Raw genomic sequence first — 15,710 nt, forward strand, 5'->3', positions numbered from 1 at the left:
GCATGTCGGTACATAAAAAGGATATCAAAAAAGTTACTACCCATCAATTACAAGAAATGAAAAACAGAGGTGAGAAAATAGCTATGCTCACCGCTTATGATTATTCAATGGCACGCCTGTTAGACTCAGCAGGTATTGATGTGCTTTTGGTAGGAGACTCCGCATCTAATGTAATGGCGGGGCATGAAACCACTCTTCCTATAACTTTGGAGCAAATGATATACCACGGTAGTTCAGTAGTGAAGGGAGCTGAAAGAGCTTTTGTGATAGTGGATTTACCTTTTGGTAGCTATCAAGGAAATTCTTCAGAGGCGCTAAGGTCGGCTATCCGCATTATGAAAGAATCGGGAGCTCATGCCGTAAAGCTAGAAGGAGGCGCTGAAATAAAAGATTCTATTACAAGAATATTGAGTGCAGGAGTGCCTGTGATGGGACATTTGGGATTAACTCCACAATCAATTTATAAGTTTGGAACATACTCGGTTAGAGCTAAAGAAGAAGCCGAAGCCGAAAAGCTTTTGAGTGATGCCAAATTACTTGAAGAATATGGCTGCTTCGGTATTGTATTAGAGAAAATTCCAGCTGAATTAGCTCGAAGGGTGACTGAGGCTGTTTCAATTCCTATTATTGGTATTGGTGCAGGCCCATATGTAGATGGCCAAGTACTTGTAGTTCAAGATATGTTAGGTATGACTAAGGAGTTTAAACCTAGATTTTTGAGAAGATATGCAGATCTAGATACAATTATCACCGGAGCTGTAACTAACTACGTTGAAGATGTGAAGTCTAAAGATTTTCCTAACGAGAATGAAAAATACTAATACTATTGACATAGCTCAATAGTATTTTCCTCATCAGCTATCTGCCCAAACCACACTACAGCATATTCTTTGTAGATACCAACTCCTACCCCTTTCCAGGTGAGTTGTTTCCACATTCCTGAATTGATTAATAAAGGGTTATGGGCAGGGCTTTTTTTCCAACCTTCAATGCCTTGCTTGGCATTAGCTCCGGCTGAGCTGTAATAAGCGATTTCATAACCAGGGCTCATATAATTTGCAATCTCCATGGGTTTATCCCACATACATTTAGCTTGTTTATGGTCATTGGTGTAACAGCATGCAGACCACTTACCTGTATCTGACCAACTGTGAGGGTTACATTCATTGTCGGGTGAAAATGAGTAATTGTCGGCTAGGTCGCGCGCATGGGTTTGAGCCACCTTGGTGAGTTTTGCAGAAAAAGTGATTGGAGGTAGTTTTTTTTCTTTTCTATAGTCATTAATCAATTCAAAGAGATTCTGTTCTTCTTGACTTAGACATACGGATTGCCCCTGTGCTAGTAGTGGAGTAATCCATAAACTTATTATGATTAATAAAGAAGTTTTCATCGTAAAAGGTAAGTTAAAGTTTAAACAACGTAGCACCCGTAACATTATTTTTTGTGCAAGAGTTTTCGCTGCAGTAAAATAATAATTTGCTGCTAAAATGAGGGCTGCTGATCTTACACTAATATCATATTCACATTTAGATTCAATGTTTAATTTTCTTAATTTAGCAATCCCTAAAACAGGTATCACGTATACTGTAAATGATAAAATAAAATAAGCAGCGTCAAACTATAAAACAATGAGCGAGACAACAGCAAAGATAATTTATACCATAACTGATGAGGCCCCTGCATTGGCCACTCATTCTTTCCTTCCTATTATAAAAGCTTTTGCTAAGCAATCAGGTGTAGCAATAGAAACCAGAGATATATCATTGGCCGGAAGAATTATTGCAAATTTCCCAGAGAAGTTAACTGAAGAGCAGAAAATTTCTGATGCTTTAACTGAACTAGGTGAATTAGCGAAAAAGCCTGAAGCAAATATTATTAAGCTACCTAATATTAGTGCTTCTATTCCACAGCTTGTTGCTGCCATTAAAGAATTGCAAGCACAAGGATATAACATCCCTGATTATCCTGAAGACCCTAAAACGGATGAGGAGAAAGAGGCTAAGAGTAGATATGATAAGATCAAAGGTAGTGCGGTTAACCCTGTATTGCGTGAAGGAAACTCTGACCGTAGAGCACCTCAGTCTGTAAAAGAATATGCGAAGGCTAACCCACATTCCATGGGAGCATGGTCTTCTGACTCTAAGTCGCACGTTGCGCATATGACATCTGGAGATTTTAGGTCAAATGAAAAATCAGTAACAGTAGATAAAGCAGGAGATGTAAAAATAGAGTTCGTAGGAAAAGACGGAAGCTCTTCTGTTTTAAAAGAAAAAATTACGCTCAAAGAAGGTGAAGTAATTGATGGAACCGTTATGAGCAAAAAAGCATTAGTGGATTTCTTAGAAAAGGAAATTGCTGATGCAAAAGCAAAAGGAGTACTTTTCTCTTTACACATGAAGGCAACAATGATGAAGGTTTCTGACCCTATCATTTTTGGACATGCCGTAAAAGTTTTCTTTAAAGACGTATTTAGTAAATATTCAGCAGAATTAAAGCAAGTGGGAGCTGATGCTAATAACGGATTAGGAGATATTATTAGTAGAATACAAGAGTTGCCAGCTGATAAGAAAAGTGCCATCGAAGCAGATATTAAATCAGCAATTGATGCAGGCCCAGATATGGCTATGGTAAACTCTGATAAAGGAATTACTAACTTACACGTACCTAGTGATGTAATTATTGATGCTTCAATGCCAGCAATGATCAGAACTTCTGGTCAAATGTGGAACGCTGAAGGTAATAGCCAAGATACAAAAGCGGTTATTCCTGATAGTAGCTATGCAGGTATTTATCAAGAGGCGATTGCTTTCTGTAAGAAAAATGGTGCTTTTGATCCTTCTACCATGGGTACTGTGCCTAACGTTGGACTTATGGCTCAAAAGGCTGAGGAATATGGTTCTCATGATAAAACATTTGAACTCCCTGCTGCAGGAACAGTAAAAGTGGTTGATGCTGCTGGAAACGTTCTTATTGAGCATGAGGTAGAAGAAGGTGATATCTGGAGAATGTGTCAGGCAAAAGATGAGCCTATCAAAGACTGGGTGAAATTAGCCGTAACACGTTCAAGAGCTAGCAATACTCCTGCAGTATTCTGGTTAGATGAAGATAGAGCTCATGATGCTGAGTTAATAAAGAAGGTGAATAAATATCTTCCTGAGCACGATACAGAAGGGTTAGATATCAGAATTCTTTCTCCTAATGAGGCTATGAAGTTTACTTTGGAGCGTATTAAAGAAGGCAAAGACACGATTTCAGTAACTGGTAACGTGCTAAGAGATTACTTGACTGATTTGTTCCCTATTATGGAATTAGGTACTAGTGCAAAAATGCTTTCAATTGTTCCGTTGATGAATGGAGGAGGTCTTTTTGAAACTGGAGCCGGAGGATCTGCTCCTAAGCACGTTCAGCAGTTAGTAGAAGAAAATCACTTAAGATGGGATTCTTTAGGTGAATTTTTAGCGCTAGCAGCTTCTTTAGAGCACTTAAGTTCTGCTTATGAAAATAAAGGAGCTAAAATTTTAGCAGATGCATTAGATAAGGCAACTGGTAAACTTTTGGCTAATAACAAATCTCCTTTACGTAAAGTAGGCGAGTTGGATAACAGAGGAAGTCATTTCTATTTGGCGCTTTATTGGGCTGAAGCTTTAGCAGCACAGGAAAGTAATGCTGACCTTAAAGCTATTTTCGAAAAGCTTGCGAGTGAGTTGAAAGAGCATGAAGCGAAAATTGTAGAGGAGTTAAGTACGGTACAGGGTGAAGCTGTAGATATCAAAGGATATTACAATCCTAATTATCAGGCTACATCACAGGTAATGAGACCAAGCGTTACGCTAAATCAAATTATTGATGCTTTAGCATAATAGTTAGAGATATATTACATTTTGAAAGGCTGCCTCAAATAGAGGCAGCCTTTTTTGTTTTGGGGCTTAATTTTTTAAAAAGTTGTGTGATTTTGATCCTTAATTCTTCAATTGTATTCGCAAAATATTATTTTCGCTATTTATTATAACTAAACAAATCATAACCAATCTAACTTAACAATGAAAAAATTTTTACTAGCATTCTTAATGCTATCATCATTGATTTGGAACAATGCATATTCTCAGGGTGTAACTACCGCTTCAATAAGAGGAATTGTTGTAGATGAGAATAGTGGTGGACTTCCTAGTGCTAATGTGATAGTCATTCATGAGCCTACCGGTACAGAATATGGTACGTCTACCCGGGCTGATGGTAAATATAACCTTCCAAATTTACGCGTGGGTGGGCCTTACACTGTGTCTGTAACTTATATTGGCTATGAAGTTCAAAAAAAGGAAGGCATAAGTTTGTTATTAGGCCAGTCTATGGAGTTGAATTTTAAATTGACTCAAGATGTGACTACTCTTGAAGAAATTACTGTAAAAGCTTCTAATGGAGATACTTTTGACGGTGATAAAACAGGAGCTGCCGAATCATTTTCTAATGCAGATATTAAAAAGATGCCTACCATCAGTAGGTCAGCTAGTGATGTTTATAGGTTGTCGCCTTCTTCGGATGGTAATTCTTTTGGTGGTAGAAACGATCAGTATAATAATTTTTCTTTAGACGGGTCTATCTTTAATAATCCTTTTGGTTTGGATGCTGCTACTCCTGGTGGTCAAACAGATGCACAACCGATATCTTTAGATGCCATTGAGCAAATTCAGGTAGCAGTGGCTCCATATGATGTAACTCAGTCTGGTTTTACAGGAGCTTCTGTAAATGCCGTAACCAAAAGTGGAACTAATGAATTTCATGGCACCGTTTTCGGATTTTTTAGAAATGATAGTTTCTTAGGTAATAAAGTAGAAGGTGAGGAGGTAGTTCAAGCAGATTTAACTCAGGTGCAAAGTGGATTTAGTTTAGGTGGACCAATAATTAAAAATAAACTTTTCTTTTTTACCAATTTGGAGGTAGATAGAAGGCAAGATTTAGGTTCAAGTTTTGTTGCTAATACAGGAAGTGGAGCTAATAATGAATCTAGGGTATTAAAGTCAGATTTGGATGCAGTTAGTCAGGCATTGTTTGATAAATATGGCTATGTTACTGGCCCATATCAGGGATATACATTCGATACCAAAAACCAAAAAGGTATAGTAAAGTTAGATTGGAATATAAACAGTAACCATACACTTACTGCTACTTATAATTTTCTTGATGCATCAAAAGAAAAGGGCGCTCACCCTACAGCCATTCGTAGACGAGGCCCCAATGCAAATACACTACAATATAGAAATTCTGGTTACCAAATGAACAATAAAATTAGTTCAGGTTTGGTACAATTGAAGTCTTTGTTTGGCAATAAATTCTCAAATAAATTTCAGGCTGGTTACACTTTTTTTAATGATAGTCGAGATCCTTTCAGTGATCCATTTCCAATTATCAATATATATAAAGGAGGAGATGATAACTCGTATATCATAGCAGGACACGAGCCTTTTTCGGCACACAACACTCTTGAGCAACGAGTGATTCAAATTTCTGACAATTTTGAAATTTACGCTGGAGATCATACATTAACTATCGGTACTTCTTTCGAGAAATTTAACTTTAAAAATTCATTTAATCTTACTGCTTATCCTGGCGTGTTTGGAGGGTATGATATTACTGGTTTTGTAGAGTCAATTAACAATGGAATTTTAGATGCGGATGTTCAAGCTGCGAGAGATCAGTATGCTAGTGGGCAATGGAATATGGCGGAGAGCAACATCGGTCAGTGGGCTTTTTATGTACAAGATAGATGGTTACTAAATAGCAATTTCACTTTAACAGGTGGCCTCAGGGTTGATTTACCTTTGTATTTTGATACAAGTGATAATATTACGCCTAATACAGATGATATTACTTATTTTGATGAAGATAACAACCCTGTAGTATTTGATAATACTAAGTTGCCAGATAATAACTTATTATTCTCTCCGAGAATAGGGTTTAACTGGGATGTAAAAGGGAATAAGTCCTTACAATTAAGAGGGGGGAGTGGAATATTCACAGGTAGACTTCCTTTCGTTTGGATAGGTAATCAAGTGGCTAATCCATATACAGGTTTTTTAAATGTTACAAGTCCTGATTTTAAATTTCCTCAAGTTTGGAGATCTAGCCTAGGTATTGATAAAAGCCTAGGAAAAGGTTTAGTGGCTACAGTAGATGTGAGTTATACCAAAGATATTAATGCCATGTTAGTAAGGGATTATAGCCTGAAGTCGCCTACAGGTTCATTAAGTGGGGTTGATAACCGGTCAGTCTACGAAACACCTAATGACATAGTCACTTATGATGCTGGAGATGATGGTCTGCTCCAGGCTAATAATTATGTATTTACCAATGAAAACAAAGGGCGCAGCTTTAACTTGACAGTTGAGTTGAAAAGGAAGTGGTCTAACGGACTTTATACAAGTATAGCCTATAATTATTTAGATGCTAAGTCTGTAAGTTCAATAGAATCAGAGATATCTAGTGATGCTTTTGCATTAAATCCTGTTGTGGGTAATGCTAATCAAGCAGTGTTGGCGCCTTCTATTTATGGAAATAAGCATAGGGTTGTTGGTAATGTAAATAAAACCTTTGAATATGGAGGAGGTAAATGGGCAACTACCTTGTCTTTGTTTTTCGAATATGCACGAGGAGGTAGGTTTAGCTATACCTATGCAGGTGATATTAATAGAGACGGTTCGGGATTAAATGATTTATTGTACATCCCTACAGATGAACAATTGGATGAAATGAATTTTACTAGTGATGCTGATAGAGAGGCATTCAGAGCTTATATAGAACAAGATGATTATTTAAGTGATAATAGAGGAAGTTATTCTGAAAGGTATGCAGCCTTAAGTCCTTGGTATTCAAGGTTCGATTTTAGATTGCTTCAAGATTACAAACTGAAAAATGGTAACACCATAGAGTTTAGTGTTGATGTTTTGAATGCAGGTAATTTATTAAGCTCAGATTGGGGAGTGAGGCAGATACCAAGAAATGTTCAACCTGTGTCTGTTCAGTTAGGTGAAAACAATACGCCAGAGTATAGTTTTAATGAGGAAAATACCACTTCATTTGTAACTGATACTGGGTTAATATCTAGATGGCAAATGCAATTTGGATTGAGATACACATTTTAATATAAATAAGAAAGGCCCTTCAAGGGCCTTTCTTATTTATATTTTAGTTCTAGACTAGAATCCTAGCATTTTAATTGCAGTGATTGCAGCTTCATCTCCTTTATTGCCGTGTTTGCCTCCGGCTCTGTCTAAAGCCTGTTGTTTTGTGTCAGGAGTTAATACTCCGAATATTACAGGTTTTTCAAATTTTAAGTTTACGTTGGTAATGCCATTAGCCACCGCATTACATATAAAATCAAAATGTTTTGTCTCCCCTTGAATTACGCAGCCAAGACATATCACGGCATCAATATCTTCTTTCGCTGCCATCCAGTGGGCTCCTAGCGTAAGCTCAAAGCTACCAGGCACATTCTTTCTTACTATGTTATCTTTGCTTACTCCGTTGTCTATAAGTGTTTGTAAAGCTCCAGAATACAATGCCTCCGTTACCTCTTCGTTCCATTCGGAAACTATTACGGCAAATTTTTTAGTTGCCATATCCACTATATTTTTAGAGCTGTAGTCGCTTAAATTTTTTTCTGATGAAGCCATATCTAATTTTTTTGTAAAAATAAAAAGGGATAAAGTTTTAACCTTATCCCTTTCAAATATAATTTATCTCTTTCTTCTTAAGAAGCCGATCCGCCAAGTCTAGCTCTGTACTTTTTAGCATTTTGTACTTCACTAGAATCCCAGTATTGATCTATAATTTTATCATAAGACTCTTTTGCAGCGTCTATGTCATTACTCTTTTCGTATGCCAAAGCGGCTTTCATTAAGTATGTAGGAGTAAAGTACTTGTTGGGCTTGTAATCAGCTGCTTTTTGATAAGAAGATGCAGCGGTAGAGTAGTCAGCTTTTTCCATGTAAGCATCTCCAATTAAAGAATATGCTTTAGCTTGTACTAATAAATCGCTAGCACTAAAATCTTTTAATTGAGCTATAGCCTCGTCATACTTACCCTGTTTTAAGTAAGCTACTCCAGCGTAATAATGAGCTAAGTTACCTGCCTCTGTAATTCCGTACTCATCAATAATATCTAAAAGGCCGAGTCTGTTACCATCTCCGTTAAGAGCTAAGTCTAAGCTATCAGATTCAAAATAGTAAACAGCTTGAAACATTTCGTTTTGAGCCTTTTCGTTTTGAGAGTTTTTGTAGTATTTGAAACCAAAAAACCCAGCCACCAAAACAGCTATAACCACTACTACTCCAATAGATACTGTTTTGTTCTTTTCTAAGAACTCTTCAGTTTTAGAGATTTGGTCTGCTAATGCATCAGGGCTTTCCAGTATTTCATTTGTACTGTGATGCTCGGTGGTGTTTTGTTTTTCTTTAACTGCCATCGGAAAATTTTTTAGGTCTGCAAAGCTAATAATTACTTTGTAAAGAAGAAATAGCTTTTTGCAAAAGCTACTTCTTGCTTAATAGAATGCGTATTAAAATAAATATTTAGTCTGTAATAAATGGGTAGTCAGCGTCAGCATATACATCTCTAAATGCTTCTTCTGGATTAGGGAAGTCAGATTCTTCAGCAAATTTCACACATTCTGCAACCTCTTCTTTTATTTTCTTTTCTATTGCTGATAAATCTTCTTCGCTGGCGTATTTGCTTTCAAGAATAGTTTGTCTCACCATCTCTATAGGATCTTTCGCCTTATACTCTTCTAGTTCCTCCTTAGTTCTATACTTAGCAGGGTCAGACATAGAGTGTCCTTTATATCTATATGTTCTGAATTCTAATAAAGAAGGACCTTCTCCGCTTCGTGCTCTTTTCGCAGCAGTTTCTACTGCCTCATGCACAGCTTCTACTGACATTGCATCAACTGGCTCTGAAGGAATATCGTAAGACTCTCCTAAAGTATATAATTCAGTAACGTTAGATGTTCTCTTTACAGAAGTACCCATGGCGTATCCATTGTTTTCAATAACGAATATTACAGGTAGTTTCCAAAGCATAGCCAAGTTTAAAGCCTCATGAAAAGCTCCTTGTCTTACAGCTCCATCACCCATGTAACAGATACATAAGTTATCAGTCTTGTTATATTTCTCAGAAAATGCTATACCAGCACCTAATGGAATTTGACCTCCAACTATACCATGTCCACCAAAAAAGTGGTGTTCTTTATCAAACATGTGCATTGAACCACCTTTACCTTTAGAAATACCAGTTTCTTTGGCAAAAAGCTCAGCCATGATTTTTTTAGGGTCTGACCCTAATGCTAATGGGTGCGCATGATCTCTGTACGCAGTAATGTATTTATCTCCTTCTTTCAAGGCTGATACCGAACCCGCTGCACAGGCTTCTTGTCCGATATATAAATGACAAAATCCTCTGATTTTCTGTTGGCCATATAACTGACCAGCTTTTTCTTCAAATTTCCTCATCATGTACATCTGCTCAAACCACGTCAAATAAGTCTCCTTACCGAATTTTGATTTGCCAGAAGATTTAGATTTGGACTTTTCTTTTGTTGTATTTGCCATAATAGTAATTTTGAATCCAATAGGATTGCGAAAATAAGTAAAAAAAGTTAATGCACATTGAAAAATTAAGTTTGTTTAATTTCAAAAACTATGAAGAAGCTACCCTAACTTTTTCAGAAAGAGTCAATTGTATAGTTGGAGAAAATGGTAGTGGTAAAACAAATCTTTTAGATGCAATCAATTATTTATCATTAACCCGTAGTGCATTTAACACTATAGATAGTCAGAATATTTTATTTAACGAGTCTTTTTTTACCATAAAAGGGGATTTTGTGAAAGAAGGGCGTGAAATACAAGTACTTTGTAGCTATCAGGATGAGAGTAAGAAGACAGTAAAAATTGATAAAAAGGAATATCAGAAATTAAGTGAGCATGTAGGGAAGTTTCCATCTGTGTTAATAGCTCCTAATGATAGTGACATTATAAGAGAAGGGAGTGAAATTAGAAGGAAGTATTTCGATGGTATCATTTGTCAAATAGATACAAACTACTTACAGCAACTATTAGATTACAACAGAATACTGAGGCAACGAAATTCGGCATTGAAGAAATTTGGAGATACACGTAGGGTAGATTATATGTTGTTAGATATTTATGATGAGCGACTTCTACCGTTAATGGAGAAAATATATAAGAGGCGTGTAATGTTTAATCAAGACTTTATTCCGTTGTTTGCAAAACATTACGATGAGCTTTCAGAAAAGAAGGAATCAGTAGATATTAATTATAAATCTGATTTACTGAAGGAAGATTTCCTTTCGCATTATAAAGATTATCGTAGAAAGGATATTGCACTAGAAAGAACTAATGTTGGTATACATAAAGATGATTATCGATTTATAATAAAAAACAAAGCTTTAAAGAAATTTGGGTCACAGGGGCAGCAAAAGACTTTTTTAGTTGCACTTAAAATGGCCCAGTTCGAGGTTATTAAAAACTACCTTGGCGTAAAACCAATATTATTACTAGACGATATTTTTGATAAATTGGATTCGTCACGTATACATCATTTGATGGATAGAGTGGTGGACGAAACTTTTGGGCAGGTATTTATAACAGATGCCAGACAAGAGAGAACCAAACTCATTTTAGATGAGTTGAAAATTAAAGCTAACTTTTACCATGTTATCAATGGCAATATAAATGAAGAGTAAAAAGAATAATGATACTACACCACGTAAGTCTGATGTGTCCAAAATAAACGAGGCCATAAATGATCTTCTGGATGCCTATAAACTAAAGGGTAGATTTAATCAAGAGAAGTTATTGAGCTCATGGGAGCGACTGATGGGAAAAACTATTGCTAACAATACCGGCAAAATTTACATGAAAAACGAGGTTTTATTTGTAGAGATAAAATCTGCACCATTAAAAAATGAATTGAACTTGTCTAAGTCTAAAATTCATGATATTTTTGCAAAAGAATTCGGAGCAGGGGTGATAAACGAGATCATCATATATTAGCTTCAGGTATTGAAAAAAAGCTTTTCAAAAAAAAATATAAAAAAAAGTATCGAAAAGTTTGACATAAAGAAAAAAGCATATACATTTGCACCTCCTTAAACGAAACGGATGAGACAATCACCGAAAGTAAAGGGAGTTCTTTGTGAGAAATTAAGCTTTGGGGGGATACCAAAGCGGCCAACTGGGACGGACTGTAAATCCGTTGACATATGTCTTCGCAGGTTCGAATCCTGCTCCCCCCACACAAAACTTTGAACCTATCAAAGTGAAAAGCGGGAGTAGCTCAGCTGGTAGAGCGATAGCCTTCCAAGCTATAGGTCGCGAGTTCGAACCTCGTCTCCCGCTCTAACTTAATTTCAAGAAAAGCTCGCCTTTAAGGCGGGCTATCTCTATGTTCCAAGAATCGTTTTCAGGAACGCAGTCAGGATGATTTCAATTTAACCATTTGGAATTTTATATTCCTGATGAAAATAGTAATCCTGTCTATTATCGTATAAGCCGAGATAGCTCAGGGGTAGAGTGCTTCCTTGGTAAGGAAGAGGTCGGGGGTTCAAATCCCCTTCTTGGCTCAGAGTAATATTTACTCGATTAAAATTAAATAAAAGAGTTAATAGCTCAAAAATATATTTAGGATCATTACCGTCTATTTTTTATAAATAAAACGGCATAATGATTCTTATGTTCATTTGAACACTTATTTAAAGAAACAACGAATATAATTTTAACTAAACTAGGGATTTTCAAATATGGCTAAAGAAAATTTTGACCGTTCAAAACCCCACGTGAATATTGGTACAATCGGTCACGTAGACCACGGTAAAACAACTTTGACAGCTGCTATTTCAAAAGTATTGTCAGACAAAGGACTTGCAGATAACAGAGATTTCTCTTCTATCGACAACGCTCCTGAAGAAAAAGAAAGAGGTATTACAATCAATACTTCACACATCGAGTATGCGACTGAAAAACGTCACTATGCTCACGTTGACTGTCCTGGTCACGCTGACTATGTAAAGAACATGGTTACTGGTGCGGCTCAAATGGACGGAGCAATTATCGTGGTAGCGGCTACTGACGGTCCTATGCCACAAACAAGAGAGCACATCCTTCTTTCTCGTCAGGTAGGTGTACCTGCATTGGTTGTGTTCATGAACAAAGTAGATTTAGTGGATGATCCTGAGCTTTTAGAGCTTGTAGAAATGGAAATCCGTGAATTACTTTCTGATTATGATTTCCCTGGTGATGATCTTCCTGTAATTCAAGGTTCTGCTCTAGGTGCATTGAACGGTGAGCCTGAGTGGGTTGCTAAAGTAGAGGAATTAATGAACGCTGTGGATGATTATATTCCACTTCCTGAGCGTTTAGTTGACAAAGATTTCTTAATGCCAGTTGAAGATGTATTCTCTATCACAGGTCGTGGTACTGTTGCTACTGGTAGAATCGAAAGAGGTGTAATCAACTCTGGAGATCCTGTTGACATCTTAGGTATGGGTGCTGAAGGACTTAAGTCTACAGTTACTGGTGTTGAGATGTTTAGAAAAATATTAGACAGAGGTGAAGCTGGAGATAACGTAGGTCTTCTTTTAAGAGGTATTGAAAAGACTCAGATTAAGAGAGGAATGGTTATTTGTAAGCCTGGTTCTGTTACTCCTCATAAAAAATTCAAAGCTGAAGTTTACGTTCTTTCAAAAGAAGAAGGTGGACGTCACACTCCTTTCTTTAACAGATACCGTCCTCAGTTCTATTTAAGAACTACTGACGTAACAGGAGAAATCATGCTTCCTGAAGGAGTAGAAATGGTTATGCCTGGTGATAACGTATCTATCGTTGTTGAGCTTATCAACACTGTAGCTATGGAAAAAGGACTAAGATTCGCTATCCGTGAGGGTGGTAGAACTGTAGGTTCTGGTCAGGTAACTGAAATTATCGAATAATTTTAGATATTTATATAAAAAGCGTTCTAATTACTTTAGAACGCTTTTATTTTCTAAATAATTATTGTACCTTTGCAAACCATTTTGGTTAACAACTGAATAAAGGTATGAGTGAAGAGGGTAGAGGAGTGATTAAAATACACACGGGTGTAGCTCAATTGGCAGAGTAGTGGTCTCCAAAACCATTGGCTGGGAGTTCGAGTCTCTCCACCCGTGCTAAATTAAACTAACAGTCTGATGCAAAAGTTAAAGACATTTATAGCGGAGTCATTCGATGAGATGAAAAATAAAGTCTCATGGCCTAAATATAGTGAATTGCAAAGTAGTTCAATTTTAGTACTAGTGGCTTCTTTGATCTTTGCTTTGGTGATAGGATTGATGGATTACGTATTTCAAACCGGTATGGACTGGTTTTATAAAGGACTATAATTAGCTGCGAGATGAGTGATCTTAAATGGTATGTGGTAAGAGTAGTTAGTGGTCAGGAAAAGAAAGTGAAGAACTATCTTGAGACCGAAGTGGAAAGAGAGAACTTGACTGAGTTTGTCCCTCAGGTACTTATACCTTCTGAAAAGGTATATGAAATGCGTAACGGAAAGAAAAGAGTAAGAGAAAGAAATTTCTTTCCAGGTTATGTTCTTGTATCTGCAGACTTAAGTAATGGAGAAGCTAATCACCTTGTAACAAGTGTTCCTGGTGTAATTGGTTTTCTTGGAGATAATGGTTCTGGTAATTCTAAAGATCCTGTGCCATTACGTCAATCAGAGGTGAATAGGATTTTAGGTAGAGTTGACGAGATTGATGAGTTTGAAGAAAAATTAGAAACACCATACATTGTGGGGGAATCTGTTAAGGTAATGGATGGTCCTTTCAGTGGATTTACAGGAATAGTAGAAGAGGTTTTTGAGGAGAGAAAGAAATTGAATGTAATGGTAAAAATATTTGGCAGGAATACTCCTGTTGAATTGAACTATATGCAAGTAGAAAAATTAGATTAAGATAATGGCTAAGGAAATTAGTGGATACTTGAAGTTGCAGATTAAAGGAGGGCAAGCTAACCCATCTCCTCCAGTTGGTCCTGCCTTAGGTTCAAAAGGACTTAACATCATGGACTTCTGCAAGCAGTTTAATGCAAGGACGCAAGAAAAGCAGGGACAGGTTCTTCCTGTGTTAGTAACAATTTACTCTGATAAGTCTTTTGAGTTTGTTGTTAAAACTCCTCCTGCTGCGGTGATGATCCTAGAGGCTGCTAAAAAGAAAAAGGGTTCTGCGGAATCAAATAGAACTAAAGTTGGAAGTGTAACTTGGGATCAAGTAAGAACTATTGCTGAAACCAAGATGCCTGATTTAAATGCTTTCGAAGTAGAATCTGCTATGAGAATGGTTGCAGGTACTGCAAGAAGTATGGGAATAAAAGTTACTGGAACAGCTCCTTGGAGTTAAAATTGAAGCGATAATGGCAAAATTGACAAAGAATCAGAAAGTAGCTAAGGAGAAAGTAGACTCAACAAAAGAGTATTCACTTACAGATGCTGCTAGTTTATTAAAAGATATCACTTTTACTAAATTTGATGCTTCGGTTGACATTGATATCCGTTTGGGTGTAGATCCTAAGAAAGCGGATCAAATGGTAAGAGGAGTAGTAACATTACCTCATGGTACTGGAAAAGATCTTACAGTATTAGTACTTTGTACTCCTGATAAAGAGCAGGAAGCAAAAGATGCTGGTGCAGACTATGTAGGATTAGATGACTATATTAAGAAAATTGAAGGTGGCTGGACTGATGTAGATGTTATCATCACAATGCCTACTGTAATGGCTAAGGTTGGTAGATTAGGTAGAGTGTTAGGGCCTAGAGGTCTTATGCCAAACCCTAAGTCTGGTACTGTAACCTTAGAAGTTGGAAAAGCAGTTCAAGATATTAAGGCTGGTAAAATAGATTTCAAAGTGGATAAATTTGGAATCATTCATACTAGTGTTGGTAAAGCGTCTTTCACTCCAGAGAAAATTGTGGAGAATGTACAAGAAATGATTGCTACAATATCTAAATTAAAGCCTGCTTCAGCAAAAGGAACTTATTTTAGAAGTATTAACCTTTCTACTACAATGAGTCCTGCAATAACTATTGACAAAAATTCAATATCAGGAGTAAAATCATGACAAGGCAAGAAAAAGCAGAGATAATAGAATCGCTTACTGAGAAGTTTAAAAATAATCCGCATTTCTATATTACTGATGCGGGTGGTCTTAGTGTAGCACAAATAAACGCATTCAGAAGAATTTGCTTTGAAAAAGGAGTAAATTACGGAGTTTACAAAAACTCTTTAATTAAAAAAGCTCTAGAGAATATAGAAGGTGATTTCTCTCCGTTGAATGATGCTTTAAAAGGTTTTTCAGGGGTTATTTTTTCTGAAGAAGTGGCTAACCTACCAGGTAAAATAATTAATGATTATAGAAAAAAACAGGGTAGTAAGAAACCTACCTTTAAGGCTGCTTCCATAGATAAGGATTTCTTCCTTGGTGAAGATAACTTGAAAATGTTGAGTGAGCTTAAGTCTAAGCAAGAGCTCATCGGAGATGTTATTGCATTATTACAATCTCCTGCTAAAAATGTTGTTTCTGCACTTCAAAGTGGTAAGAACACATTAGGAGGATTATTTAAAGCATTAGCTGAAAGAGAGAATTAAATTTAGATAAAAAAGAATAATTGAT

Annotated in this window: 15 protein-coding genes and 4 tRNA genes; 15 read left to right on the forward strand and 4 right to left on the reverse strand. The window is 36.6% G+C overall.

Translation table 11 applies throughout. The features are described from left to right. The first annotated feature begins 2 nt into the window (after positions 1 to 2). Entirely contained in the window at positions 3 to 821 is an 819-nt protein-coding gene (panB, locus tag ACXACQ_RS07290; protein WP_474824474.1) for a 3-methyl-2-oxobutanoate hydroxymethyltransferase, read from the forward strand. A gap of 2 nt (positions 822 to 823) precedes the next feature. On the opposite strand, the gene ACXACQ_RS07295 is transcribed toward panB, so the two are convergent. Next, positions 824 to 1,390 (reverse strand): CAP domain-containing protein, encoded by a 567-nt coding sequence (locus ACXACQ_RS07295; protein WP_474975277.1) that lies wholly within the window; start codon positions 1,388 to 1,390, stop codon positions 824 to 826. A gap of 238 nt (positions 1,391 to 1,628) precedes the next feature. On the opposite strand from ACXACQ_RS07295, the gene ACXACQ_RS07300 reads away from it, so the two are divergent. Further along, on the forward strand, positions 1,629 to 3,860 hold the full coding sequence (locus tag ACXACQ_RS07300; protein WP_474975278.1) for an NADP-dependent isocitrate dehydrogenase: 2,232 nt from the start codon (positions 1,629 to 1,631) through the stop codon (positions 3,858 to 3,860). Between the two features lie 180 nt (positions 3,861 to 4,040). After that, the gene (locus ACXACQ_RS07305) at positions 4,041 to 7,136 is read left to right on the forward strand and encodes a TonB-dependent receptor (protein ID WP_474975279.1); all 3,096 of its coding nucleotides are present in this window, start codon (positions 4,041 to 4,043) and stop codon (positions 7,134 to 7,136) included. A gap of 54 nt (positions 7,137 to 7,190) precedes the next feature. Here ACXACQ_RS07305 and ribH read toward each other — a convergent pair whose 3' ends face one another. From ribH to pdhA, 3 genes are all read right to left on the reverse strand, one after another. Then, on the reverse strand, positions 7,191 to 7,667 hold the full coding sequence (ribH, locus tag ACXACQ_RS07310) for a 6,7-dimethyl-8-ribityllumazine synthase (protein WP_474975280.1): 477 nt from the start codon (positions 7,665 to 7,667) through the stop codon (positions 7,191 to 7,193). A gap of 77 nt (positions 7,668 to 7,744) precedes the next feature. Then, the gene (locus ACXACQ_RS07315; RefSeq protein ID WP_474975281.1) at positions 7,745 to 8,458 is read right to left on the reverse strand and encodes a tetratricopeptide repeat protein; all 714 of its coding nucleotides are present in this window, start codon (positions 8,456 to 8,458) and stop codon (positions 7,745 to 7,747) included. Between the two features lie 106 nt (positions 8,459 to 8,564). Continuing rightward, positions 8,565 to 9,599: a pyruvate dehydrogenase (acetyl-transferring) E1 component subunit alpha gene (gene pdhA, locus ACXACQ_RS07320; protein WP_474975282.1), complete on the reverse strand. Its 1,035-nt coding sequence runs from the start codon at positions 9,597 to 9,599 to the stop codon at positions 8,565 to 8,567. Positions 9,600 to 9,649: 50 nt separating this feature from the next. On the opposite strand from pdhA, the gene recF reads away from it, so the two are divergent. The 12 genes from recF to rplJ all read left to right on the forward strand — a co-directional run bounded on the left by recF (position 9,650) and on the right by rplJ (position 15,685). After that, entirely contained in the window at positions 9,650 to 10,753 is a 1,104-nt protein-coding gene (gene recF, locus ACXACQ_RS07325) for a DNA replication/repair protein RecF (protein WP_474975283.1), read from the forward strand. Beyond that, complete coding sequence (locus ACXACQ_RS07330; protein ID WP_474975284.1) at positions 10,743 to 11,063, forward strand: DciA family protein; 321 nt, start codon at positions 10,743 to 10,745, stop codon at positions 11,061 to 11,063. Before recF ends, ACXACQ_RS07330 begins: the two co-directional genes overlap by 11 nt. A gap of 159 nt (positions 11,064 to 11,222) precedes the next feature. Beyond that, positions 11,223 to 11,305: transfer RNA gene (locus ACXACQ_RS07335), tRNA-Tyr, on the forward strand. A gap of 30 nt (positions 11,306 to 11,335) precedes the next feature. Then, positions 11,336 to 11,408, forward strand: a tRNA-Gly gene (locus ACXACQ_RS07340). A 152-nt stretch (positions 11,409 to 11,560) separates the two neighbouring features. Next, positions 11,561 to 11,632, forward strand: a tRNA-Thr gene (locus tag ACXACQ_RS07345). A 177-nt stretch (positions 11,633 to 11,809) separates the two neighbouring features. Further along, positions 11,810 to 12,997: an elongation factor Tu gene (gene tuf / locus ACXACQ_RS07350; RefSeq protein ID WP_474975285.1), complete on the forward strand. Its 1,188-nt coding sequence runs from the start codon at positions 11,810 to 11,812 to the stop codon at positions 12,995 to 12,997. Between the two features lie 143 nt (positions 12,998 to 13,140). After that, a tRNA-Trp gene (locus ACXACQ_RS07355) sits at positions 13,141 to 13,213 on the forward strand. Positions 13,214 to 13,234: 21 nt separating this feature from the next. Next, entirely contained in the window at positions 13,235 to 13,426 is a 192-nt protein-coding gene (secE, locus tag ACXACQ_RS07360) for a preprotein translocase subunit SecE (protein WP_474975286.1), read from the forward strand. Positions 13,427 to 13,437: 11 nt separating this feature from the next. Further along, positions 13,438 to 13,995 carry a transcription termination/antitermination protein NusG gene (gene nusG, locus ACXACQ_RS07365; RefSeq protein WP_474975287.1) on the forward strand — a complete coding sequence of 186 codons (558 nt, stop codon included), beginning with the start codon at positions 13,438 to 13,440 and terminating at the stop codon, positions 13,993 to 13,995. A 4-nt stretch (positions 13,996 to 13,999) separates the two neighbouring features. Further along, positions 14,000 to 14,440, forward strand: coding sequence for a 50S ribosomal protein L11 (gene rplK / locus ACXACQ_RS07370; protein WP_474975288.1), 441 nt, complete (start codon positions 14,000 to 14,002; stop codon positions 14,438 to 14,440). A 13-nt stretch (positions 14,441 to 14,453) separates the two neighbouring features. After that, positions 14,454 to 15,158: a 50S ribosomal protein L1 gene (gene rplA, locus ACXACQ_RS07375; protein WP_474975289.1), complete on the forward strand. Its 705-nt coding sequence runs from the start codon at positions 14,454 to 14,456 to the stop codon at positions 15,156 to 15,158. Further along, positions 15,155 to 15,685, forward strand: a complete 531-nt coding sequence (gene rplJ / locus ACXACQ_RS07380; RefSeq protein WP_474975290.1) for a 50S ribosomal protein L10 — start codon at positions 15,155 to 15,157, stop codon at positions 15,683 to 15,685. The genes rplA and rplJ overlap by 4 nt, the downstream gene beginning before the upstream one ends. Positions 15,686 to 15,710 lie beyond the last annotated feature (25 nt).

Source organism: Fulvivirga sp. AWR4_260, from assembly GCF_056158185.1.

Coding starts and splice junctions, on each gene's coding strand:
- secE (WP_474975286.1), top strand. CDS start 13,235: ATGCAAAAGTTAAAGACATTTATAGCGGAGTCATTCGATGAGATGAAA.
- rplJ (WP_474975290.1), top strand. CDS start 15,155: ATGACAAGGCAAGAAAAAGCAGAGATAATAGAATCGCTTACTGAGAAG.
- ACXACQ_RS07315 (WP_474975281.1), bottom strand. CDS start 8,458: ATGGCAGTTAAAGAAAAACAAAACACCACCGAGCATCACAGTACAAAT.
- ACXACQ_RS07305 (WP_474975279.1), top strand. CDS start 4,041: ATGAAAAAATTTTTACTAGCATTCTTAATGCTATCATCATTGATTTGG.
- ACXACQ_RS07300 (WP_474975278.1), top strand. CDS start 1,629: ATGAGCGAGACAACAGCAAAGATAATTTATACCATAACTGATGAGGCC.
- nusG (WP_474975287.1), top strand. CDS start 13,438: ATGAGTGATCTTAAATGGTATGTGGTAAGAGTAGTTAGTGGTCAGGAA.
- recF (WP_474975283.1), top strand. CDS start 9,650: ATGCACATTGAAAAATTAAGTTTGTTTAATTTCAAAAACTATGAAGAA.
- panB (WP_474824474.1), top strand. CDS start 3: ATGTCGGTACATAAAAAGGATATCAAAAAAGTTACTACCCATCAATTA.
- pdhA (WP_474975282.1), bottom strand. CDS start 9,599: ATGGCAAATACAACAAAAGAAAAGTCCAAATCTAAATCTTCTGGCAAA.
- rplK (WP_474975288.1), top strand. CDS start 14,000: ATGGCTAAGGAAATTAGTGGATACTTGAAGTTGCAGATTAAAGGAGGG.
- tuf (WP_474975285.1), top strand. CDS start 11,810: ATGGCTAAAGAAAATTTTGACCGTTCAAAACCCCACGTGAATATTGGT.
- rplA (WP_474975289.1), top strand. CDS start 14,454: ATGGCAAAATTGACAAAGAATCAGAAAGTAGCTAAGGAGAAAGTAGAC.
- ACXACQ_RS07295 (WP_474975277.1), bottom strand. CDS start 1,390: ATGAAAACTTCTTTATTAATCATAATAAGTTTATGGATTACTCCACTA.
- ribH (WP_474975280.1), bottom strand. CDS start 7,667: ATGGCTTCATCAGAAAAAAATTTAAGCGACTACAGCTCTAAAAATATA.
- ACXACQ_RS07330 (WP_474975284.1), top strand. CDS start 10,743: ATGAAGAGTAAAAAGAATAATGATACTACACCACGTAAGTCTGATGTG.